The sequence below is a fragment of the Nocardia violaceofusca NBRC 14427 genome, assembly GCF_963869435.1.
In the GTDB taxonomy this organism is placed as follows: Bacteria; Actinomycetota; Actinomycetes; order Mycobacteriales; family Mycobacteriaceae; genus Nocardia; species Nocardia aobensis.
Genome location: NZ_CAWMPM010000043.1, coordinates 34,995 through 57,530 on the forward strand (window position 1 = coordinate 34,995; position 22,536 = coordinate 57,530).

The following is a 22,536-nucleotide window of genomic DNA, read 5'->3' on the forward strand; positions in this document are numbered from 1 at the left end:
CGATCGACTGCCACGCGGCAGCGTCGGCGGCGGGTGGAGAGGCCGACAGTGGCGTCCGCGCCGTATCGGCCGACGGTGCGGCGGAGGCGGGCGGCGCGGACGCGGCGCTGCGAGCAGATCGGAACCAGGGCCGCGCACGGGTCGGCGCGGGCTCGTTACCTGCCCGCGTTCGCCCCATCTGCCCAGCCTTCCGATCGACCCGCGACGCGCCTACTGCTGCGCGGCCTGGCCCTTGTTCACCTGCGGCTGAGCCGGGTTGGCGATGGACTGACCGGCGGAGTCACCCGACGGCAGCGCGTCACCGCGCATGGAGGCGCGGATCTGCTCGAGACGGTTGTGGCCGGCCATCTGCACGCTGGCCTGCTGCACCTCCATCATGCGGCCCTGCACGGTGTTCTGCGCGAGCTCGGCGGCGCCCAGGGCGTTGGCGTAGCGACGCTCGATCTTCTCGCGCACCGCGTCCAGGCTGGGGGTGCTGCCGGGGGCGGACAGCGTCGAATCCATCTGCTGCAGCGACGCGGAGACCTGCTCCTGCATCTTGGCCTGCTCGAGCTGGCTGAGCAGCTTGGTACGCTCGGCGACCTTCTGCTGCAGCAGCATGGCGTTCTGCTCGACCGCCTTCTTGGCCTGGGCGGCGGCCTGCAGCGACTGGTCGTGCAGTACCTTCAGGTCCTCGACGGACTGTTCGGCGGTGACCAACTGGGCGGCGAACGCCTCGGCGGCGTTGGTGTACTGGATCGCCTTGTCGGTGTCGCCGGCGGCGTTGGCCTGGTCGGCCAGCTGCACGGCCTGGCGGGCGTTGGCGTTGAGCTTCTCGACCTCGTCGAGCTGACGGTTGAGCTTCATCTCCAGCTGGCGCTGGTTACCGATCACCGACGCCGCCTGCTGCGACAGGGCCTGGTGCTGACGCTGGGCTTCCTCGATAGCCTGCTGAATCTGCACCTTCGGATCCGCATGCTCCTCGATCTTCGAATCGAAGAGGGCCATCAGGTACTTCCAGGCCTTCACGAACGGATTAGCCATCGATTGATCCCGCCTCCATCTGACTACGCCGCGCCCCAGCACGGCGGCGGTGCGCGACCGTCACGCACCCCTGTGTCCCTATCCTCCACGGCATCGGATCCGGGCTGCCGAACCACCCGTAACCGACGCTTACAGAGAATCTATCGGTTTCCGCTCCGTCGTACAGCCTTGCCGGCGCCGATCCGGCGCCGGCAGTCGTGATCGCCGGTTCGCGGCGAGTCACTTCGCTTGCACCAGGACCAGTTTCTCGGCCTTCGGGGCCGGAATCACGATCCGGGTGTCGCCGGCGATCCCGGCCCGCGCCGACACGCTCGCCGCGGGTGCGGCGGCGGCCGTCTCCGGCGCGGGTGCCGGGGCGTCGGCGTCGGCCATGGCGGCGCTCACGTCGACCAGCACCTGCGACAGCGGCACGTCCAGCGCCTGGCAGATCGCGGCCAGCAGTTCGCTCGAGGCCTCTTTCCGGCCGCGTTCCACCTCGGACAGATAGCCCAGGCTCACGCGTGCCGACGTCGACACCTCGCGCAGGGTCCGGTTCTGGGCGATCCGAGCGCGCCGCAGACTCTCGCCGATGGCCTCTCGAAGCAGCGTCATCTCGTTCTCCTCACGTTCTCGCCTCACCGGGCCGAGCGCGACCGCCGTCGAGCGTGACGCACCCCTCCGTCTACAGTGCCAACGTCGCACGCCACCCCGTTGGTTCCCGCCCGCGGGAACCGATCGGCATCCATCGGACAGCCGTCCTCAGCCGGTGCCGTCCGGGTCGCCGCCACCGACGCGGCGCAGCAGCTCCGCGACGGCCGTGCGCACCGCGTTCATCCTGATCGTCCACCGATCCCCGGCGAGCTGCAACCGCATCACCTCGGTCCCGCCGGGGCCGCTCAGACCCAGGAAGACCGTGCCGACCGGGCAGCCGTTCTGCGCGTCCGGCCCGGCGACACCGGTGAGCCCGATGCCCCAGTCGGCCCCGCATTTCGTGCGCGCGCCGACGGCGAGCTGTTCGGCGGTCCCCGCCGCGACCGGCCCGTCCGAGGCCAGGGTGTCTTCGCTCACGCCGGCCAGGCGGTGTTTGAGGTCGGTGGCGTAGACGATCAGTCCGCCGCGCAACACCAGGCTTGCTCCCGGCACCCCCGCGATCGTGGCCGCGAGCAAACCGGCGGTCAGGGATTCGGCGGTGGCCACGGTCTGTCCGGTGCGGGTCAGGGTCGCCACCAGGTCGACGGTCTCGGGCGCAGCGCTCAGCGGATCGGCGGCGCCCACGTCGGTGCCCAGCGTGTCACCGCCGCTCGACCGGCCGCGCCCACAATCGGGCCGCCTGCACCACGTAATCCAGTCCGGTCACCACGGTCAGCACCACCGCGACATACATCAGCGCCATGCCCGCGCTCGCCCACGCGTCGGCGAGTGGCAGCAGCAGGACGCCGATCGCCACCGACTGCACCAGGGTCTTGGCCTTACCGCCGCGCCCGGCGGGGATCACGCCGCGGCGCACCACGGCCAGCCGTAGCAACGTCACGCCGATCTCGCGGGCACAGATCACGACGGTGATCCACCACGGCAGATCGCCCAGTGCCGACAACCCGATCAGGGCCGCGCCGATCAACGCCTTGTCGGCGATCGGATCCGCCAATTTACCGAAGTCGGTGACCAGTCCGTACTTGCGCGCGAGTTGGCCGTCGATGCGGTCGGTGACCGCCGCGATGCCGAACAGGGCCGCCGCGGCGATCCGCCATCCGGTGTCGTGGCCGCCCCCGGCGAACAATGCCAGCAGGAAGATCGGCACGATCAGGATGCGCAGGACCGTGAGGATGTTGGCGATGTTCATCAGCGGCACCGCGGAGGGCTCGACCGTCCGGTTGGGTTGCGGCGGAACGAGATTCGCTCGCGCTCTGCCGGCCTCGGCCCAGGTCCGGTCCATATCGTCGCTCTGCACGCTCACCGGCACCCCCGGCCGGAACGCACGCAGCCGCGGCCCCCGGCGGATCGAGGCAGGCGGGCGGACGAGATGTGCGGCACTCCACCAGACTATCGGTTAACGACCCGACTACTGTGCACCCCATGACCACGCGGGCACATCAGAGTGATTCGATCGGCGCCACCGACCCCGGCACCGTGCGAGTCCGACGCGCCCGCACCTCGGATGTGCCCGCCATCAAAAACCTCGTCGACGTCTACGCCGGCCGCATCCTGCTGGAGAAGAATCTCGTCACGCTCTACGAGTCGGTGCAGGAATTCTGGGTGGCCGAGGTCGACGAGAGCCTCGTCGGATGTGGCGCATTACACGTGTTGTGGGCCGATCTGGGTGAAGTGCGCACCGTGGCGGTCCACCCCGACGCCAAGGGCCGCGGCGTCGGGCGCCTGATCGTGGATCAGCTGATCGCGACCGCCCGCGAACTCCAGCTGCAGCGACTGTTCGTGCTGACCTTCGAGGTGGAGTTCTTCTCCCGGCACGGGTTCGCCGAGATCGACGGCACGCCCGTCACCGCCGAGGTCTTCGCGGAGATGTGCCGCTCCTACGACACCGGTGTGGCCGAATTCCTCGACCTCAGCTACGTCAAGCCGAACACCCTCGGCAATACTCGAATGCTGTTGACCCTCTGAACCTTTCGGGAGCGCCCGTGCCGATCTTCGCCGTCCACTACACCTATTCCGACGCCACCGTCGCCGGGCGCGACGAGCATCGACCCCGGCATCGGGAATGGCTGTCGAATCTGGTCGACCAGGGTGTGGTCCTCACGACCGGGCCGTATGCCGACGGATCCGGCGCGCTGCTGCTGTTCCGCGCCGAGGACGCCGCGGCATTGGACGAACTGCTCGCCTCCGATCCGTTCGCGCAGGAGGAGTTGATCGATGCGAAGCGATTCCTGGAGTGGACCCCGGTGATGGGCGCCTTCTCGGCACAGGCGGCGCCGAACCCCTAGGCAGGGGCGGCGAATGCCCGCTACGATGCTCGGCATAGTCAACCAGTTGCATATGCGAGGTGGCGATGCAGGCATTCCGACAGGCCGTGGAGGCACGTGACAGCGCGGCGATCGAGGCGTTGCTCGCCGAGAACGTCGTGTTCACGAGTCCGGTGGCGTTCAAGCCCTATCCCGGCCGGGCCATCACCGCGGCGATTCTGCGCGGCGTCCTGCGGGTGTTCGAGGACTTCCGCTACGTCCGCGAGATCACCGACGCGGGCGGGCACGACTCGACGCTGATCTTCGAGGCGACGGTCGACGGGAAGCGCGTGACCGGCGCCGACTTCATCCACACCGACGAGGCCGGCCGGATCGACGATCTGATGGTGATGGTGCGCCCGCTCTCGGCGGCCAATGCCCTGGCCGCGGCGATGGGGGCGCAATTCGAGCGCATCCAGGCCGAAGCTGCCGAGCAGATCGAGCGGGAGAACGCGCCGCTGTAGGCCGCACCGTCGCGTCCGGCGATCTACCGTGAACCGGTGCGATTGGATCCGAACACCGCGCTGGCACGAGCACGCGCGGCCCGCGTGGCCCGGCTGGGCACGACCGACCCGACGGGCCGTCCCCATCTGGTCCCCGTGACCTTCGCGCTCTCGCCCTCGGGTCGCACCCTGGTGACCGCGGTCGATCAGAAACCGAAATCGACGACCGGCCTGCGGCGGTTGCGCAATATCGCGGCCGAGAACCGGGTCTCGGTGCTGGCCGACGACTACGACGAGGACTGGACCCGGCTGTGGTGGGTCCGGCTCGACGGCACCGCCGCCGTCGCCACCACCGACACCGAGCGCGCCGAGGCGATCGCCTGGCTCACCGCGAAATACCCGCAGTATCGGGACAACGCCCCGCGCGGACCGGTCATCCGGGTCGAGATCCGGACCGTCACCGGCTGGGCCTACACCGGGTAAGACCTACGCCTAAGACCCACGCCGGAAACCTAGGCGTCGATCGCATCGGGTTCGGCTGCTTCCTCGGCCTCTCCCCCACCGCGGATCGAATACAGCAGTCCGTCCAGCTCATCGGGTTTGACGAGCACGTCGCGCGCCTTGGAGCCCTCGCTCGGGCCGACCACGCCACGGGTCTCCATCAGATCCATCAGGCGGCCCGCTTTGGCGAATCCGACGCGCAGCTTGCGCTGCAGCATCGAGGTGGAACCGAACTGCGAGGTGACGACCAGTTCGACGGCCTGCAGGAAGACATCGAGATCGTCGCCGATATCCGGGTCGACGTCCTTCTTCTCCCCGGCCTTCGCCGTGGTGACACCTTCCTGGTACTCGGGTTCGGCCTGATTCTTGGCGAAGTCGACGACGGCCTGGATCTCTTCGTCGGAGATGAACGCACCCTGCAACCGGGTCGGCTTGGACGCGCCCATCGGCAGGAACAGGCCGTCGCCCATACCGATCAACTTCTCCGCACCCGGCTGATCCAGGATGACCCGCGAGTCGGTGAGCGACGAGGTCGCGAACGCCAGCCGGGAGGGAACGTTGGTCTTGATCAGGCCGGTCACCACGTCCACCGAGGGCCGCTGGGTCGCCAGCACCAGATGGATACCGGCCGCGCGCGCCTTCTGGGTGATGCGCACGATGGCGTCCTCGACGTCGCGCGGCGCGGTCATCATCAGATCGGCCAGCTCGTCGACGATCGCCAGGATGTAGGGGTAGGGCCGGTACACGCGCTCGCTGCCCAGCGGTGTGGTGATCTGGCCCGATTTCACCTTCTTGTTGAAATCGTCGATATGGCGGACCTTGCTGGCCTGCATGTCCTGATATCGCTGTTCCATCTCCTCCACCAGCCAGGCCAGCGCGGCGGCGGCCTTCTTCGGCTGGGTGATGATGGGCGTGATCAGATGCGGAATGCCCTCGTACGGAGTGAGTTCCACCATCTTCGGATCGATGAGGATCATCCGCACCTCGTCTGGGGTGGCGCGGCCCAGCAGCGAGACCAGCATCGAGTTGACGAAACTCGACTTACCCGAACCGGTGGAACCGGCGACCAGCAGATGTGGCATCTTCGCCAGATTCGCGGAGACGAATTCGCCCTCGATGTTCTTCCCGAGTCCGATCACCAACGGGTGGTGGTCGTTTCGCGTGGAGGGCGCCTTGAGCACATCCGCCAGGCGGACCAGCTCACGGTCGGCGTTGGGCACCTCGATACCGACCGCCGACTTGCCCGGGATCGGTGCGAGCAAACGCACATTCTCGGTGGCCACCGCATAGGCGATATTGCGCGCCAGGGCGGTGATCTTCTCGACCTTCACACCGGGCCCGAGTTCGACCTCGTATCGGGTGACCGTCGGACCGCGGACGAAACCGGTGACCGCCGCGTCGATCTTGAACTGCACCAGCACCTCGGTGATCGCCTCGATCATCGATTCGTTGGCGGCGCTGCGCTTCTTCGGCGGATCACCGTCGGTCAGCAGCGTCAGCGGCGGCAGCTGATAGTCGCCGTCGACCTCGCGATCGGTGACGAATTCCAGCTGCTGCGCGGGCGGCGGCTCGGGTGTCTGATCGACGACCTTGGGCGCCTTGCGCGTCTTGGGTTTGGCCGCGGGAGGCGGTGTTTCGTCCGCCTCGGCGATATCCTTCGCATCGCGCAGCGGCGGTTCGCCGAGGACCTCGGTGACCGCGTCGGCACCGCCGAATTCGTCGGCCGGGTAGTTCTCCTCCGGGGTACGGCCGCGCCGCGACGAACGGCTCTTGTGCACCGGAAAACCGTCGGCGTCATAGTTTTCCGGGTCGTAGAGCCCGTATTGCCCGTCGTCGTCGGCGAATTCGGCATCGGGCAGGCCGAACAGCTCGCGCAGCCGATGCGGAACCTCACGCACCGTCGTACCGGTCACCAGCAGCAGCCCGAAGAGCATGGCCAGCAACAACAACGGCACCGCCAGCCACGCGGTGAGCCCGTTGCGCAGCGGCCCGCCCAGCACGTAGCCGACGAAACCCGCCGCGTGGGCGCGCCCCTGCGCATCGGCCGGCGCGCCCGCGAAGATATGCCAGATTCCCAGCGCAGGCAGACCCACCAGCAACCCGCCGAGGACCAGCCGGGGCCGGATCTCGGGCCGCGGTTCGGTGCGCATCAGCACCACCGCGATACCGGAGGCCACGAAAGGCAGGACGGCCGCGGCGGATCCGGCGATCGCGCGCACCGCGGTGTCGACCCAGTGCCCCACCGGGCCGCCCGCCGACAACCAGACCGCTGCCGCGATGACGACGCTGAAAGCGACCAGCGCCAACGCGATTCCGTCGCGGCGGTGACCGTGTTCGATCTCCCCCGCGCGGCTGATGGTGCGGGTGGTGGCGCCGAATCCGCGCGCCAGCACCGACCAGCCGTTGCCGATACCGCGGCCGATCACCGCCAGCGGTGCGGTCTGCGGTGACCGGCGCACCGGCCGGCGGGTCGCGGTGGTGCGGCCGCGCGGCGCCGATCGGGCGCGCGAGCCTCCCGAGCGAGTCCGCGCCGGAGCCCGCCCCCGGGTGGATCCCGCCCGCGAACTCGACGTCGTGGTGCCGCGGGACTTACCTGCCATGACCTCAGGCTAGCCGCAACAGCCCCATCGGGACCATCCGCAACACCCATCCCAGCCACATCATTGCCGACCTCACAACGCCGTCAGCGGCCGGAAACGATGCGCGCGACCGCCTCAGACGCTGCGATCGGAGGCGAAGACCGCGGCCACATCATCGACGCCGCCGGCGGCATCGACGCGGACCTCGTTGCGGCCGAACGCGTGAAGCAGCAGTTCGGAGGGCTGCCCGGTGAGCACCACCGCATCGCCCCCGACGTTGTGCGCCGTCACGCGTTCGCCCTCCGGCGTCGCCAGCACGACGGTGACCGGCGATTTGCGATACGCCATCCGCGCCATCCGCCGCGTCGCCGACCACAACTTGCGCTCGTCCTCGGCCGGCAGCGGGCGCGGCTTCCATTCAGGGTCGGCGCGGCGCACGTCCTCGTGATGGACGAACATCTCGGTCAGGTTGACCACGGCGTCGACCGGCTTCAGCGGCGACCACCACGGCGGACCGGTGCGGATCTGCTCCAGCAGCTCGGTGAACGGCTTCTCCGACACCTTCGCCTGCACCGAATCCAGGTATCCCGCAAGGGGTTTCAGCAGGATCCCCGGTGCGGCCGCGGGATGGCGCTCCCGCACCACCAGATGCGCGGCCAGGTCGTGCACCGTCCAGGTGCCGCACAGGGTCGGGGCGTCGGGACCGACCGCCGTCATGGTCGACACCAGGGCCCGGCGCTCCCGTTGAGCCATACTCATGGGCCGAGCGTAATGGGTCGGAGCCCGGAGGAGGTAGCGGAGTACGGCCCCGCGCGCTCCCCCGGGCGCGCGCTCAGACGCCGATAACGGTCGGCACGATCATCGGGCGACGGCGGTAGGTGTCGGCGACCCAGCGGCCGACCACGCGCCGCACGCCCTGCGCGATGCGGTGCGTATCGGTGACGCCCTCCCCGGCCAGCCGCAGCAGTTCGGCCTCCACCAGCTCCTGGGCGCCCATCAGCGCGCCCGGATCGTCGGAGAAACCGCGGCCGCTGACCTCGGGCGCGCTCACCGCCTTACCCGTGGTCTCGTCGACGGCGACGGTGATCGCGATGAAACCGCCCTCACCGAGCACCAGGCGATCCGACAGTGTCGATTCGCCGACGTCGCCGACCGACAGTCCGTCGACGTACACCTGGCCGACCGGATAGCGGCCGACGATCGAGGCGATGCCGTCGACCAGGTCGACCACCACACCGTCCTCGGCGAGCATGACCCGCTCCTCGGGCACGCCGGTCGCCACCGCGAGCGCGGCGTTGGCGCGCAGATGCCGCCACTCCCCGTGCACCGGCATGGCGTTGGTGGGACGGACCGCGTTGTACAGGTACAGCAGCTCGCCGGCCGAGGCGTGCCCGGAGACGTGCACCTTCGCGCTCTGCTGGGTCACCACGGTGGCGCCCAGCCGGGCCAGGCCGTTGACCACCGCGAACACCGCGTTCTCGTTGCCCGGGATCAGCGAGGACGCCAGCACCACGAGATCGTCGGCGCGAATGTTGATCTGACGATGGTCGCCGCGCGCCATGCGTGACAGTGCCGAGAGCGGTTCACCCTGCGAGCCGGTCGAGATCAGCACCAGTTTGTGCACGGGCAGATTCGCGGCTTGATCCAGATCGACCACGATGCCCTCGGGAATGTTCAGATACCCGAGATCCTGCGCGATCTGCATATTGCGGACCATCGAACGCCCGACGAAGCACACCCGGCGGTTGTAGCGCTGGGCCACATCGACGACCTGCTGGATGCGATGGACGTGGCTGGCGAACGAGGCCACGATGACGCGGCCCTTGGCCTTGCCGATCACACTGTCGAGAACCGGGCCGATCTCGCGTTCCGGGGTGACGAAGCCGGGCACCTCGGCATTGGTCGAATCGACCAGGAACAGGTCCACACCCTCGTCGCCGAGGCGGGAGAACCCGGCCAGGTCGGTGAGGCGGCCGTCGAGCGGCAGCTGATCGAGTTTGATGTCACCGGTGTGCAGGGCCAGCCCGGCCGGCGTGCGCACCGCGACCGCGATCGCATCGGGAATGGAGTGGTTGACCGCGAAGTACTCGCAGTCGAACGGGCCGTGAGTGGTCCGCTGGCCCTCGGTGACCTCGATCAGCTTGGGCTGCAAGCGATGTTCGCGGCATTTCGCGGCGACCAGCGCGAGGGTGAATCTCGAACCCACGACCGGGATGTCGGGACGCAGCCGCAGCAGGAACGGCACCGCGCCGATGTGGTCCTCGTGACCGTGGGTCAGCACCACGGCGGCGACCTCGTCGATCCGGTCCTCGATGGGCCGGAAGTCGGGCAGGATCAGGTCGACGCCGGGCTGCTGATCCTCGGGGAACAGCACACCGCAGTCGACGATCAGCATCGCGCCGCCGTATTCGAACACGGTCATATTGCGGCCGATTTCGCCGATGCCGCCGAGCGCGTAGACGCGCAGGCCCTGCTTCGGCAGCCTAGGCGGCAGGCCGACCGGCAATCCCGTCGAAACAGGTTGCTGCACGGACTGTTCCGCACGCCCACGGCTGCCCGACTGGCGGCCACGGCCGGAACGGCGGGAACGGCCCCGGTCACCGGCCTGTTCGCCACGCGGGGCAGCAGCCGATTCGCCACGCTGGGCGGCGGGAGCCGATTCGCGCGCCGCGGGAGCGGTTTCGCGCTGCGCTGCGGGAGCGGTCTCGCGTTGCGCTGCGGACCCGGTCTCGCGTTGCTCGGTGGCAGCGCGACGCTCGGCTGCCGGTTCGGCACGCGCTGGCTCAGGCGGCGAAACCTGCTGCACCGCAGGCTTTTCGGGTTCCACCCGCGGCGCGGGCGGCGGCGCCGGAGCCGGCGCTCCCGCCGCTCGGCTCGCGGTCCGGCGCGGACGACGGTTCACCGGTTCACTCATGCAAGCACCCCCGCCAGCCGCAGTTCGGCGACGATCGATTCCAGATTCACACCTACGGGCATCAGCTGCGGCAGCCGCGGCTCGCCGACTTCCATTCCGAGCAGTCGCAGCGACGACTTGATCAGGGCCACGCCGCCGACACGGGCCATCGCGCGGTTGACGGGCAACAGGCCGGCATTGATGTCGCGAGCCAGCGTCACCTCACCGGCGATGTAGGCATCGCGCAGCTGCACCAGCCGCTCCGGCACCAGATGGCCGATCACACTGATGAATCCGACCGCGCCCACCGACAACCACGGCAGATTGAGCACGTCGTCACCGGAGTAGTAGGCCAGTCCGGTGTCGGCGATCAGTTCCGCTCCCGCGCCCAGGTCGCCCTTGGCGTCCTTCACCGCGACGATGTTCGGATGTTCGGCCAGGCGCCGCAGCGTGTCCGGGGCGATCGGCACGATCGAGCGTGGCGGAATGTCGTACAGCGTCACCGGCAGATCGGTGGCGTCGGCGACGGCGGTGAAATGCGCCAGCAGACCTTCCTGTGACGGGCGCGAGTAGTACGGCGTCACCACCAGCAAACCGTGCGCACCCGCACGCTCGGCGTTGCGGGCGAGCTCGATGCTGTGCGCGGTGTCGTAGGTGCCGGCGCCCGCGATGACGGTGGCGCGGTCGCCCACGGCGTCGACGACGGCGTGCAGCAGGTCGAACTTCTCCGATTCGGTGGTGGTCGGCGATTCTCCGGTGGTACCGGAGATGGCGAGCAGGTCGACACCGCGGTCGACCAGGCGTGCGGCCAGGGCGACGCCGGCATCGACATCGAGCTTGCCCTCGGCGGTAAAGGGGGTCACCATCGCGACACCGACCGTGCCGGACGCGCGCAGCCCTGTTCGCGTCGATTCACCGTTCGTCATGGTCAGAAAGGCTACCCGGTCGCGGATACGACACCGAACCGTCGTCCGTGATATCGGCGGACATTCCGGTCACATTCCAGCAATGACAGCAACGGTGACGGCATTCCGGCACTGGCGCGATGTCATAGATGACGTCATAATGATGTCATGGATCTGAACAAGTACACCGCCCGGCTGCGCGACGATCTGATCGCCGCGGCCGCCCTGGGCGACGAGAAGACTCAGGCCACCGCCGCGGCATTGGCCGCCGCCACCGAGAATTCGCTGCGGCTGACGCTGCTGGCCGCGCTCTCGGATCTGGCGGACGAGATCAACGCGACCCTCGACGATCGCACCGTGCACGTGTCCCTGTCGGGGACCGACGCACAGGTGGAGGTACGCCGCACGGCGTCCGAGGAGTCGCATCCGACCTTCGAGGAGATGACCGGCGACATCAGCCGCGTCACCCTGCGCATGGTCGAGAACTTGAAGGCCCGCGCCGAGGAGGCCGCCACCCAGAGCGGTCAGTCGCTGAACTCCTGGCTCGCCGGCGCGGTACAGGGCGCCTTGCGCGACCAGATGCGCAAGGGCGGCCCCGGCCGCTGCGACAGCTGAGTCAGTCCATCACCGTCACGGTGCCGGTGGGACCGATCTCTGTGCGGCGGTCCCGATCGGGCGCCTGAGCGAGGACCGTCGACAGCACCCGCCGCCCGGGTGGCAGGATGCGCACCGTCACCGAGCCGGCGTTCGCCGCGTCCAATTCCCTGGTGGCGACGTCGATGACGCGCTCGCGCAACCATTTCGGCGCATCGGTGAAACCGCCGTCGTCGAGGAGTACGACCTCCACCCCGCGCGCCCGCGCGCCCCGCGCGGCCCCGCTGAGTTCCTCGGTCACCAGCTGCGGGGCGCGCAGACCGTCGCGCAGTTCCGCCTCCAGCAGCCGGCACTGTTCGCGTTCGCCGACGGTGAGGACCGCGCCCTCGGCGATGCGTTCCAGAATCGGGCGGGCCACCCGGTCCAGGCGTTCCAGCTGCCGGGTGCGTTCGCCGTCGGCGGCCGCCATCGTCGCCTCGGCGGCGGCCTGGGCGCTCGCCTCCTCGCGCAACATCCGCAGCGACCGCTGGGTGGGCCGCATGATCTGCGCGAACACCGAGATGGCGATGACGGTGCCGATGGGCACGATCGCGGCGACGATGGCGCTCGCGCTCAGCCAGGCCCGCGCGCCGTCGACACCGATGACGACCGCGACTCCGGCCACGCCCAGCCACGCCGTGCCCATCCGGCCCCGCAGTACCAGCACGGCCAGCACATACGAGGTCGCGAAGGTGGTCCACACCATGTGCCGGGTTTCCGGTGTGCCGGGATCGGCGGAGGTCAGCGCGGTGGCGACCGGCCCGGCGGCGGCGACGAAGATCGTCACGGTCCAGGGCAGCGGATCACCGGGAGCCACCAGCACCAGCGCACCGGCCACCACCATCACGATCAGCGCGGTCACCGCGGGCAGCGCATTCGTGGTGTCGAGGTTGCGGACCATGTAGAGAGTGATGGTCACTTCGAGAAGGACCAGGAACAGCCAGGCGGTACCGCCGCGCAGCCCCAGCAGCTCGCGCAGACCGAACGCTTGCTCCCGACCGGTTTCAGTGCGCACCGTCACCACCCCAGACCAACGTCACCGCGGTGCCCTCCCCGGGTTGCGATTCCACGAATCCGGCGCCGCCGGCCAGCTGGCGCATGCGGCCCAGAATGCTCACGGAGATGCCGAGCCGGTCCGCGGAGACCGCGTTCACATCGAATCCCGCACCGTCGTCGGCGAAGACGACCCGAATGCTGCCCGCGCTGATCGTGCAGGTCACCGTGCGCGTCACCGCGCGACCGGGCACCGGGGCGTGACGCAGACTGTTGCGGATCGCCTCGGCCAGGGCGGCGGCGAGGGTGCGTGCGGCGGCGGCGGGCATGCGCAGGTCGTCGAAGCCCGGCCAGGTCCTGGTGGTGAAGCGAACGCCGGCGTTCACCTCGTGCACCGAGGCGCGCAGGAAGTTCACGGCCGCACGGGCGTCGAGCACATCGGGTTCGCGCGATTCGACCCGGATCTCGTCGAGTTGGTCCAGGGTGCGTTCGGCCTGCCGTCGCAACACGTCGGAGGGTTCGCTGCCGCGCGAGGCGTCCAGCAGCGTGGACAGGACGGCGTCGTGGATGAGGGCGGCGAAGCGGGCGCTCTCGTTGTCGCGCGCCGCGGCCGCGGCGGCTTCGGCGGCCTGTCTGCTCGCCGCCACCGATTCGCGGTCCACCCGGGCCGCGGCCGACAGCGCCGAGACCACGCACCACAGGAACAGCGCCGACAACCCGACCGCGCGGGCGAACGCGCTGAGCACCGACGCTGCCGTGAACTGTTCGGCCAGATAGATATTCGTCGACGCGACGGCCGCCGACCCGAGCAGCAGATAGGCGATGGCGACGAGCGTCGGCCACGCCAACGTCGCCGCGAGCACCCCGAGCGGCAGCATCCGGTACAGCCACACCGAATTCGCGCCGATGCTGTGGGTGTCGAGTCCGATCAGCATGGTCGCCACCGCGGACAGGAAGGCCACCGCGGCACAGCCCGACATCAGCCGGATGGTGCGCGGGCTCGACCGGATCGACAGCAGGGCCAGTACCGGGAACAGTCCGAACGCGAGCGCGCCTGCGGCCGGCGTCCACCAGGCGGGCGTGAACTGGGCCTGCTCGGTGATCTCCGGAACGTCGGCGAGGCCCATGATCACCCCGCCCGCGCCGACCGAGAGACCCAGCCGGCGCATGACGCGCTCCACCGCGGGAGTATCGGCGCGCACCTGGGCGCGGCTGGGAACCCGGATGCGGGCCGCGGCCGCGGTGCGGGCGAAGACTCCGGGTGCGTCGACCGCGATCATGCCTGGTTGTTGCGCTCGGGCACCGGCAGCCACCCGTCCTCCACCGCACGCTTGTAGAGGTCGGTCTTGGTGGGCGCCGGGCGACCGGCGTCGGCGTACTTCTGGCGGATCCGGCCCAGATAGTCGTTGACGGTCTGTTCCGAGAGCCCGGTCAACCGCGCCACCCGCGAGGCCTTCTCGCCGGACGCGTAGAGGGTCAGCACCTCCTGCTGGCGCGGGCTCAGGCCGACATCGGGCAGCTGCGGATCTCCGTCGATGGCGGCGGCCCAATCGGTGGTGACCACCTGTTCGCCGCTCGCGGCGGCGCGCACCGCGGCGACCACGGTCTGCACATCCTCGGATTTGCGAACCACGCCCAGCACCCCGGCCCGCGCCGCCGAGCGCACCAGGAACGGATTGTCGGCTCCGGTGAACACCAGCACCTCGACCCCGCGGTCGCGCAGGGCCTGCACGTTGGACTGCGGGGTGGAGCCGTCGGCGAGCCGTAGATCGAGAATCACCAGATCCAATTCCGGTGCCGCCGAGAGCAATTCGGACACCGTTCCGGCGGTGATGACCAGTTCCAGATCGCTTTCGCCGGCCAGCATGCTGGCCAAGCCGAGCGCGACCGACTCGTGGTCCTCGACCAGACCGATCCGCCGCGATGGCGTCATATGGTCCTCACCCTTCCCGAAACCCGAACACCACACCGCGCCCCACCAGTGAGCGCGACGTCCTGCCGTCGAGTATGACGGTGCCGGTGATATCCGTGTGAGACACCAGAAATCGGGTCATCGGCTCACGCGGTCAACTGCGCCGCGATCGTCGCCCCCAGTTCCCAGCACTTCTCCCGGTCGTCTTTGCCGGGCTGACCGGTGACGATCACCGGTGCGGCGGCCTGCTGCCATCCCATCCCGGTCGTCACGGTCGTGATGCTGCGCTCGGCCCCCTCGGTGCCCTGATTGCCGTGGATGTACACCCCGAACGGCCGGCCGCGGGTGCTGTCCAGACACGGGTAGTAGAAGGTGTCGAAGGCGTGTTTGAGCGCGCCCGACATGTAGCCGAGATTGGCCGGCGTGCCCAGGACGTAGCCGTCGGCGGCGAGCACATCGCTCGCGGTCACCGCCAGCGCCGCCCGGCGCACCACCTCGACCCCCTCGATCTCGGGGTCGGTCGCGCCCGCGACCACCGCTTCGAACATGTCCTGGAGGAACGGCGAAGGCGTGTGGTGGATGATCAGCAACGTCGGCACCCAGGCGAGCCTAGTGGGGCCGATGGGGTGTCAGGACCCGGTCCGGCGTTCGACGCGCTCGAGTTCCACGGCGCGGCGCATGATGTCGCGGGCGCGGGAGCGATCGCCGGCGTAGTCGTAGGCGCGGGCGGCGCGGTAGTTGGTGCGCCAGTTGTCGGGGTCGGCTTCCCACTCCTTCTTGACCTGTTCGAACAACTCGTCGGCCGCGGCCTTCTCCAGCCGGCCGGAGGGGCGGCGAGGCAGCTCGGAGACGTCGAGTTCGAGGCCCTCGTCATGGATGCGCCGGGCCAGGTGCTGGTGGGCGAGCGCGGCGCGAATGCTGGTGGCCATCACCCACACCCCGAGAATCGGCAGGATCAGCACGCCCACGCCCATCGCGACGGCGGCGGCCTTGCCCGAGGTCAGCAGTTCGATCGCGATGCGGCCCAGCAGCAGGAAATAGAAAGCCAGCGCGATGACCAGGAAGGCGATGAAGGCGACGATGCGCAGCACCTGCCGCCCGCTGTCGCGCTCGTTCACAGGTCCAGCAGCGGATCGAGCCCGACGGTGAGTCCCGGGCGGGCGCCGATCTGCCGCACACCCAGCAGCACGCCCGGAGCGAAGGAGGTGCGGTCGATCGAGTCGTGGCGGATCGTGAGCGTTTCGCCCTGGGTGCCGAACAGCACCTCCTGGTGCGCGACCAGCCCGGCCAGCCGCACCGAATGCACCCGCACCCCGTCGACGCTCGCCCCGCGCGCGCCGTCGAGTTCGGTGGTGGTGGCGTCGGGGCTCGGGCCCACACCGGCCTGTTTGCGGGCTTCGGCGATGATGCCGGCGGTCCGGTAGGCGGTGCCGGAGGGTGCGTCGGCCTTGTTCGGATGATGCAGTTCGATGACCTCGACCGAATCGAACCAGCGCGCGGCCTGTTCGGCGAACCGCATCGACAGCACCGCGCCGATCGCGAAGTTGGGGGCGATCAGCACGCCCACCTCGGGATTGCTCGCAAGCCAGGAGCGCACCTGCTCGAGCCGGGCTTCGTCGAATCCGGTGGTGCCGACCACGGCGTGAATGCCGTGTTCCACCAACCACTTCAGATTCGGCATCACCACATCGGGATGGGTGAAGTCGACCACCACCTGGGCGCCGGCCTCGGTGAACGCATCCAGCGCGTCGTCCTTGTCGACGCCGGCGACCAGCTCCAGGTCGTCGGCTGCCTCGACCGCCGCGCAGATCGCCTGCCCGACCTTGCCCTGCGCGCCGAGTACGCCCACCCGGATCCGGTTCGTCGCCACCGTGAACTCCTCACATACCGTTCGATGCCCGTTGCGCTCAGAGCCTATCGGCAGGGGCACCGGCCGCCGCCACACCGGTCACCCGGAAGTCGCGTAGGTCACCCCGGGTCAGTCGAACATGATCACCTGGCGCAGGGCGTGGCCGGCGGCCAGCTCGTCCATCGCGTGATTGATCTCGTCGAGCCGGATACGCGAGGACACCAGTCGTTCGACCGGCAGCCGCCCCTCCCGCCACATCCGCACGTATTCCGGGATGTCGCGCGCCGGAACCGCGGAGCCGAGGTAACTGCCCACGATCGACCGTCCCTGCGCGACCAGCCCGAGCGGCGAAATGCTCGCGCGCGCTTCGGGATTGGGCAGTCCGACGGTGACGGTGGTACCGCCCGGGGCGGTGGCGGCCACCGCGGTCTCGAAGGCCCGCACATTTCCCGCGGCCTCCACGACAACCTCCGCGGCGATTCCGCGCTCGGCCACCTCGGCCGGGGTGTACACCTGGGTGGCGCCGAGTTCACGTGCCAGCGTGAGCTTTTCGGGCACGGTATCGACGGCGATGACCTCCGCGCCGAGGCTTTCCCGCAGCGAGGCGGCGACCAGCACCGCGGCCATCCCGACGCCGCCGAGCCCGACGACCATGATGCGATCACCCGCGCTGGGCCGGGCCGAATTCAGCAGCGCTCCGCCGCCGGTGAGGACCGCGCAGCCGAGTACGGCGGCGATCTCCGGCGGCACGTCGTCGTCGACCGGCACCACCGAGCGCCGATCGACCACGGCGTGGGTGGCGAATCCGGAGACGCCGAGATGGTGGTGCACGGCACCGTTCGCGCCGCGCAGCCGCCGCCCGCCGCCCAGCAACTCGCCCTCGTTGTTGGCGACGCTGCCCGGTACGCACGGGGTGCGGCCGTCGGTGGCGCAGCCCTCGCACTGCCCGCAGCGCGGCAGGAAGGTCATCACGACGCGCTGGCCGACCCGCAGATCACTGTCACCCGGGCCCACCTGCTCGACCCGTCCGGCCGCTTCGTGCCCCAGCAGCATCGGCACCGGCCGCACCCGGTTTCCGTCGACCACCGACAGGTCCGAATGGCACAGTCCGGCCGCCTCGATCCGGACCAGCAACTCGCCCGGCCCCGGCTCCGCCAACTCCAGATCCTCGATCACGATCGGGGTCGAATCGGCGTAGGGAATCGGGTCGCCGATCCGCTCGAGCACAGCACCACGAATCTTCATGGCACCGACGGTACCGGGCGAGCGCGGAGCGGAGTATCACTCGGCGGACCGTGATCATCCGGAGCCGCCGCGGGCGCGGTGCACCCGATTCGCCGTCAGCGCCTACCGGCCGCAGTTACTCACGTGTCCGGTTGTCCGGCGACGACAGGACGGCGCCGTCAGGTTCTCGGACCCCCTGCGGTGCCGGCGTCTCCTCCGGCGCCGCGGGGCCGAACGGGCAGCCGGGGATCGCAGCACCCTCGGTCGAGACGCTGCCGCGACAGGTGGCGCCACGGAAATCGGCGTGCGGCGAGTCACCATCGGCGCCGATGCGGGCGTTGTCGAACACCGTGTGGGAGGCATCGAAACGGGTGTCGGCGAACGTGATGTGCGAACCGCGGATCACGGCGTCGTCGAAACGGGTGTCCGCGCCCGCGAAGCGGACGTCGTCGAAATGCGTTCGGCCGCCCTCGAAGCGGGTCTCCCGGAAATCCGTCATATCGGCCCCGAAGCTCGCGCCACTGAGCGACGTCGATTCGCCGGCGAAGCGGGCGCGCAGGAATCGTGTTCCCGGACCGAGGAATTCGGCGCCGGTGAAGTCGGCACCCCGATGGAAGACCGCGTCCACGAAACTCGTTCCGGCCCTGGCGGTGTGGTCGGTATAGGCGGTGGTGGCGAAGTGCGTGTTGTGGAACAGCACATCGTTGTCGAATTGCGCGGCATGGAAGGTGACATGCTGCCCGACGAATTTGACGTCGGTGAAATTGGCCGAGCGGCTACCGGTGAAACGCGCGCCGCGCAGATGCGTATGCCGGCCGGCGAAGACCGCGCCACGGAAGTCCACATCCTCGAGCACCGCGTCGTCGAAGTTGAAATTATATGCGGACCAGGATATTTCGGCCGTCGGGCGCAGCCGCGAGGCGATCACCGAGACGATGGTGCGACGCACTTCACGATCGTTCTGACGCAGTTGGTAGGCCCGCTCCACCTGGGAGCTCCCCGCCTCCTCGGTGACCTTGCGGGAGCTCAGGTGGGTGGCGCCCTCCTCGGGATCGTAGGGCAGGCGCAGATAGCCGCACAGCACGTCGATGCACTGCTGCCGCATGCCGCGTGTCGCGAATTCGTCGGCCACCCCGGCCATCGCGTAGACGCCGGCGATCCGCACCGCGACATCGGCATTGCCCAGTTGCGCCGCGGCGGCGCCGAACAGTTGCGCGAAGCGGCCGCGTTCGTTGTCGCGCTGCTTGCGATAGGCCACGACCAGGGCCACCGCACCGCCGACGCCGGCCGAGACCGACAACGCGATCTTGGTCAGATCGAGCTGATTCGGCGTATCGGCCTTCGCGCCGAGCACGAGCCACAGCGCCCACCAGGCGATACCCGCGATCGCCAAGCCGCCGAGCACCACCGTGACGACCGATACCAGCAATGCCGAGCGCTGTATCCGCTGAGCCTGCCGCTGCAGAAAAGTCCCCCGCCGAGCCATGGGCGCATAGTAACGAGAATTCGAATCCGCCACACCGCGTCGTCTTGTCCGGCAACCTGTTTCGCGGCGGTCAGGCCGCCGCGCGACTCCCGCGGACACCGATCGCGGCCGCGGCCAGGCACGCCAGCGCGACCACCACCACGAACCACGGGAAGATCGTGCCCATCCCCCACTGGGTGGCGGCCCAGCCGGCCAGGACCGTCGGCAGCGCCATCGCGGTATAGGCCAGCAGGTAGTAGGCGGACATGGTCTCGCCGCGCTTGTGCTGCGGCACCACATTCGACAGATGCCGCAGCGATCCGCCGAAGCCCAGGCCGAAGGTGGTGCCGAGCAGGACTCCGGCCAGCAGGACGACCACCCAGTTGTGAGTCGCCAGCGCCGGAAGGGTCAGCAGCAGGGCGATCGCCATCCCGGTATCACCGCCGATGGCCGCGCGTCGCGCCGGAATCGCGGTCGCGAACAGCTGCGCCAGGGCCCCGGCCGTCGCGGTGGAGGCGACCACGGCACCGCCGAAGACCAGATTGTGCACGCCGGTCTTCTCCGCGGCCAGCGAGGGATACAGCGACAGCAGTACACCGAGCACCGACCAGGCCGCCATCACGCCGAGCGCCGAGAACCAGAAATCGGCCCGGATCTCCTGCGGTACCGCCGGTTTCGCGATCCGGATCGGACCCGACATCCGCGCGGTGTGGGTTTCGGTCATCACCACCACGCCGACGCCGATCAGCAGGCAGAACACCGTGATGACCACATACGGCGTGCGCAGCGGATGCGGGACGTACTGCGCCAGCAGTGCCGAACCCAGAATGGCCACGGCCATACCGACATTGAAGGCCACACCGGTCAACTGTCCCGATCGCGCACCGTGCTGCGGACGCAGATCCAGCAGTGCCGCCGCCCCGGCCACCACGGTCGCGCCGACGGCCACACCGTGCAGCGCCCGCGCGACCAGCAGCATCGCGACATTGTCGGCGAACAGGAAGACGACCAGCCCGAGCACCATCGTGGCGAGTGCGCCCAGCAGCACCGGTTTGCGGCCGACCACATCGGAGATCTTGCCCGACACCAGCACCGCGGCCAGGGCGGCGACGGCGTAGACGGCGAAGACGATGGTGGTGGTCAGCGGCGAGAAATGCCACTCCTTCTGGTACAGGCCGTAGAGCGGGGCGGGAACACCGGACACACCGAGCGCGACTCCACTGGCGACCAGAATCAGTGCATAGGCCCAGGACTGTGTGGTCCGCTGAGCCGGTGCAACCGTGACAGTTGCGGCCATCGATTCTCTCCATCAGGTAAGTTTGATTGCGATCGAACTCAACCACCGTAGCGATGGTTTGATTCCCATCAAACCGAATTTCCCGTGAGAAAGATCATGAGCGATAGCAACAAGACCGTGGAATCGCATCCGGTCGCCACCGTGCAGGAGGTGCTCGGTGCCCTGCACGACCCGGTACGACTCGAGATGGTGCGCAGGCTCAGCAATGCCGGCGGCCCGGTGCGCTGCGGCATGCTCTACGACACCATCAACAAATCGACCGCGACCCACCACCTGAAGATCCTGCGCGAGGCCGGGGTCACCGAACGTATCGTCGCCGACGGCCAGACCTATGCCCGGCTGCGCTCCGAGGAGGTCGAGCACGCCCTGCCCGGACTGCTCGCGGCGGTGGTGGGCGCCGCCAATCGCGCGGGCGACTCCGGCGCCGCACCGCGCGACTGACTCAGTCCACCAATCGCTTCACCGCACCGGGCAGATCGCGCGCGCGCCGATACGGTCCCGCCACCGACGCCGCGTACGGCCGCGCCAGCAGGGTGCGGGCGATCGCGGAGACCTCCGCGGTGGTGACGGCATCGATACGTGCCAGCGTCTCCGAGACGCTGCGGTGATTGCCGTAGCTGAGTTCGCTGCGGCCGATGCGGTTCATCCGCGAGCCGGAATCCTCGAGGCCCAGCACCAGCCCGCCACGCAGCGACCCCTTGGCCCGGGCGCATTCGGCATCGGTGATCCCGTTGGCGGCAACATCTTCCAGCACCTCACGCGCCAATGTCGTCACCTCGCCGAGGTTTTCCGGCTGACATCCCAGATAGACCGAGAACGCGCCGGTGTCGGCGAAGGTGTCGACACTGGAATACACCGAATACGCCAGGCCGCGTTCCTCCCGAATCTTCTGGAAGAGACGGGAACTGAGCCCACCGCCGAGCACGGTGTTCAACACCGACAGCGGCCAGCGCTTATGCCCTTCGTGCCGGCCGAAGGCGCGCATTCCGAACACCAGATGCGCCTGTTCGCTGTCGCGGTAGGTCCACTGCAGCTGCGGTGCGGTGCGCTTGCGGAAGTGGCCCTCCCGGCGCGGCGCCGGTTCCCGTAACGGATCGAGCCGGTCGGCGAACGCACGCTGCACCAGCTCCACGGTGTGTTCGTGCTCGATGTTGCCGGCCACCGCCACCACCATCCGGTCCGGACGATAGCGCCGTAGATGGAACCCGCGCAGCTGCGCGGCCGTCATCTGCTCGATCGAGTCGACGGTGCCGATCACCGGCCGCCCGATCGGATGATCGCCGAACAGCGCGGTCAGGAACGAGTCGCCGACCAGGTCCTCCGGATCGTCGTCGCGCATCGAGATCTCCTCGAGCACCACCTGACGCTCCACGTCGACGTCGATCGGACGGCACAGTCCGTTCAGCACCACGTCGGAGACGACGTCGACCGCGAGCGGCAGATCGTCGTCCAGTACGTGCGCGTAGTAGCAGGTCTGCTCCTTGGCGGTGAACGCGTTGAGTTCTCCGCCGACCGCGTCGACGGCCTCGGCGATGTCCAGCGCCGTCCGGGTCGGGGTCGCCTTGAACAGCAGGTGTTCCAGGAAATGCGCGGCGCCGGCCACGGTGGGGCTCTCGTCGCGCGACCCCACACCGACCCACACGCCGATCGATGCCGATCGCACGGCGGGCACATGTTCGGTGACCACCCGCAATCCGCCGGGCAGTACCGTACGCCGCACCCCCGTGTCGGAGAACGAACCGTCCTCGGCGAGCACCAGCGAAGAGCCCCCCTGCTCGAGGGCGAGCAAGGGGGCGTCGGCGCTGGGGGTATTCGCCGGGGTCCTCGCGCGCGAGGCTTGCTTCGTCTTCGTCGCGCGAGCTGTGCTGCCCGGCGCGCGCGTCGAA

At 69.2% G+C, this 22,536-nt stretch carries 24 protein-coding genes; 6 read left to right on the forward strand and 18 right to left on the reverse strand.

Annotated elements, in window-relative coordinates:
* Positions 1-210: 210 nt before the first annotated feature.
* The 4 genes from pspA to pgsA form a co-directional block, all read right to left on the reverse strand.
* Positions 211-1,023 (reverse strand): phage shock protein PspA, encoded by an 813-nt coding sequence (gene pspA, locus AC5592_RS30915; RefSeq protein ID WP_036503267.1) that lies wholly within the window; start codon positions 1,021-1,023, stop codon positions 211-213.
* Positions 1,024-1,242: 219 nt separating this feature from the next.
* Complete coding sequence (locus tag AC5592_RS30920; RefSeq protein WP_036503270.1) at positions 1,243-1,614, reverse strand: helix-turn-helix domain-containing protein; 372 nt, start codon at positions 1,612-1,614, stop codon at positions 1,243-1,245.
* 147 nt (positions 1,615-1,761) lie between these two features.
* Positions 1,762-2,277 carry a CinA family protein gene (locus tag AC5592_RS30925; RefSeq protein ID WP_051024759.1) on the reverse strand — a complete coding sequence of 172 codons (516 nt, stop codon included), beginning with the start codon at positions 2,275-2,277 and terminating at the stop codon, positions 1,762-1,764.
* A 16-nt stretch (positions 2,278-2,293) separates the two neighbouring features.
* A complete protein-coding gene (pgsA, locus tag AC5592_RS30930; protein ID WP_369974834.1) occupies positions 2,294-2,956 on the reverse strand; it encodes a CDP-diacylglycerol--glycerol-3-phosphate 3-phosphatidyltransferase in 663 nt (220 codons plus the stop codon).
* Between the two features lie 119 nt (positions 2,957-3,075).
* Between pgsA and AC5592_RS30935 the strand changes: the two genes are divergently transcribed.
* The 4 genes from AC5592_RS30935 to AC5592_RS30950 all read left to right on the forward strand — a co-directional run bounded on the left by AC5592_RS30935 (position 3,076) and on the right by AC5592_RS30950 (position 4,882).
* Entirely contained in the window at positions 3,076-3,618 is a 543-nt protein-coding gene (locus AC5592_RS30935; protein WP_051024760.1) for an amino-acid N-acetyltransferase, read from the forward strand.
* Between the two features lie 17 nt (positions 3,619-3,635).
* Entirely contained in the window at positions 3,636-3,938 is a 303-nt protein-coding gene (locus tag AC5592_RS30940) for a YciI family protein (protein WP_036503273.1), read from the forward strand.
* A 65-nt stretch (positions 3,939-4,003) separates the two neighbouring features.
* The gene (locus tag AC5592_RS30945) at positions 4,004-4,420 is read left to right on the forward strand and encodes a nuclear transport factor 2 family protein (protein ID WP_036503311.1); all 417 of its coding nucleotides are present in this window, start codon (positions 4,004-4,006) and stop codon (positions 4,418-4,420) included.
* A gap of 36 nt (positions 4,421-4,456) precedes the next feature.
* Entirely contained in the window at positions 4,457-4,882 is a 426-nt protein-coding gene (locus AC5592_RS30950) for a TIGR03668 family PPOX class F420-dependent oxidoreductase (protein WP_063066238.1), read from the forward strand.
* Positions 4,883-4,911: 29 nt separating this feature from the next.
* On the opposite strand, the gene AC5592_RS30955 is transcribed toward AC5592_RS30950, so the two are convergent.
* The 4 genes from AC5592_RS30955 to dapA form a co-directional block, all read right to left on the reverse strand.
* Positions 4,912-7,500, reverse strand: coding sequence for a DNA translocase FtsK (locus tag AC5592_RS30955; RefSeq protein ID WP_063066239.1), 2,589 nt, complete (start codon positions 7,498-7,500; stop codon positions 4,912-4,914).
* Positions 7,501-7,614: 114 nt separating this feature from the next.
* The gene (locus AC5592_RS30960; RefSeq protein WP_036503315.1) at positions 7,615-8,238 is read right to left on the reverse strand and encodes a TIGR03085 family metal-binding protein; all 624 of its coding nucleotides are present in this window, start codon (positions 8,236-8,238) and stop codon (positions 7,615-7,617) included.
* Between the two features lie 73 nt (positions 8,239-8,311).
* Positions 8,312-10,393, reverse strand: coding sequence for a ribonuclease J (locus tag AC5592_RS30965; protein WP_063066240.1), 2,082 nt, complete (start codon positions 10,391-10,393; stop codon positions 8,312-8,314).
* Positions 10,390-11,298: a 4-hydroxy-tetrahydrodipicolinate synthase gene (gene dapA / locus AC5592_RS30970; protein ID WP_036503318.1), complete on the reverse strand. Its 909-nt coding sequence runs from the start codon at positions 11,296-11,298 to the stop codon at positions 10,390-10,392. Before dapA ends, AC5592_RS30965 begins: the two co-directional genes overlap by 4 nt.
* A gap of 147 nt (positions 11,299-11,445) precedes the next feature.
* Between dapA and AC5592_RS30975 the strand changes: the two genes are divergently transcribed.
* Positions 11,446-11,892, forward strand: coding sequence for a hypothetical protein (locus AC5592_RS30975; protein WP_063066241.1), 447 nt, complete (start codon positions 11,446-11,448; stop codon positions 11,890-11,892).
* A 1-nt stretch (position 11,893) separates the two neighbouring features.
* Here the strand turns inward: AC5592_RS30975 and AC5592_RS30980 are convergent, their stop codons facing one another.
* The 9 genes from AC5592_RS30980 to AC5592_RS31020 all read right to left on the reverse strand — a co-directional run bounded on the left by AC5592_RS30980 (position 11,894) and on the right by AC5592_RS31020 (position 20,650).
* Positions 11,894-12,925 (reverse strand): DUF8320 family protein, encoded by a 1,032-nt coding sequence (locus AC5592_RS30980; protein ID WP_157122343.1) that lies wholly within the window; start codon positions 12,923-12,925, stop codon positions 11,894-11,896.
* Complete coding sequence (locus AC5592_RS30985; RefSeq protein ID WP_157122345.1) at positions 12,915-14,216, reverse strand: sensor histidine kinase; 1,302 nt, start codon at positions 14,214-14,216, stop codon at positions 12,915-12,917. Before AC5592_RS30985 ends, AC5592_RS30980 begins: the two co-directional genes overlap by 11 nt.
* Complete coding sequence (locus AC5592_RS30990) at positions 14,180-14,836, reverse strand: response regulator transcription factor (RefSeq protein WP_063066242.1); 657 nt, start codon at positions 14,834-14,836, stop codon at positions 14,180-14,182. The genes AC5592_RS30985 and AC5592_RS30990 overlap by 37 nt, the downstream gene beginning before the upstream one ends.
* A 125-nt stretch (positions 14,837-14,961) precedes the next feature.
* On the reverse strand, positions 14,962-15,414 hold the full coding sequence (locus tag AC5592_RS30995) for a flavodoxin family protein (protein ID WP_030513190.1): 453 nt from the start codon (positions 15,412-15,414) through the stop codon (positions 14,962-14,964).
* A gap of 30 nt (positions 15,415-15,444) precedes the next feature.
* Complete coding sequence (locus tag AC5592_RS31000; protein ID WP_063066243.1) at positions 15,445-15,933, reverse strand: hypothetical protein; 489 nt, start codon at positions 15,931-15,933, stop codon at positions 15,445-15,447.
* On the reverse strand, positions 15,930-16,685 hold the full coding sequence (gene dapB / locus AC5592_RS31005; RefSeq protein WP_371507552.1) for a 4-hydroxy-tetrahydrodipicolinate reductase: 756 nt from the start codon (positions 16,683-16,685) through the stop codon (positions 15,930-15,932). Before dapB ends, AC5592_RS31000 begins: the two co-directional genes overlap by 4 nt.
* 108 nt (positions 16,686-16,793) lie before the next feature.
* A complete protein-coding gene (locus AC5592_RS31010; protein WP_063066244.1) occupies positions 16,794-17,909 on the reverse strand; it encodes an alcohol dehydrogenase catalytic domain-containing protein in 1,116 nt (371 codons plus the stop codon).
* 115 nt (positions 17,910-18,024) lie between these two features.
* Positions 18,025-19,374: a pentapeptide repeat-containing protein gene (locus AC5592_RS31015; RefSeq protein WP_063066245.1), complete on the reverse strand. Its 1,350-nt coding sequence runs from the start codon at positions 19,372-19,374 to the stop codon at positions 18,025-18,027.
* Positions 19,375-19,444: 70 nt separating this feature from the next.
* Positions 19,445-20,650, reverse strand: coding sequence for an MFS transporter (locus AC5592_RS31020; RefSeq protein WP_063066246.1), 1,206 nt, complete (start codon positions 20,648-20,650; stop codon positions 19,445-19,447).
* A gap of 96 nt (positions 20,651-20,746) precedes the next feature.
* Between AC5592_RS31020 and AC5592_RS31025 the strand changes: the two genes are divergently transcribed.
* Positions 20,747-21,091 (forward strand): ArsR/SmtB family transcription factor, encoded by a 345-nt coding sequence (locus tag AC5592_RS31025; protein WP_030513184.1) that lies wholly within the window; start codon positions 20,747-20,749, stop codon positions 21,089-21,091.
* A gap of 1 nt (position 21,092) precedes the next feature.
* On the opposite strand, the gene AC5592_RS31030 is transcribed toward AC5592_RS31025, so the two are convergent.
* The gene (locus tag AC5592_RS31030; RefSeq protein ID WP_036503351.1) at positions 21,093-22,409 is read right to left on the reverse strand and encodes a M16 family metallopeptidase; all 1,317 of its coding nucleotides are present in this window, start codon (positions 22,407-22,409) and stop codon (positions 21,093-21,095) included.
* Positions 22,410-22,536: the final 127 nt, after the last annotated feature.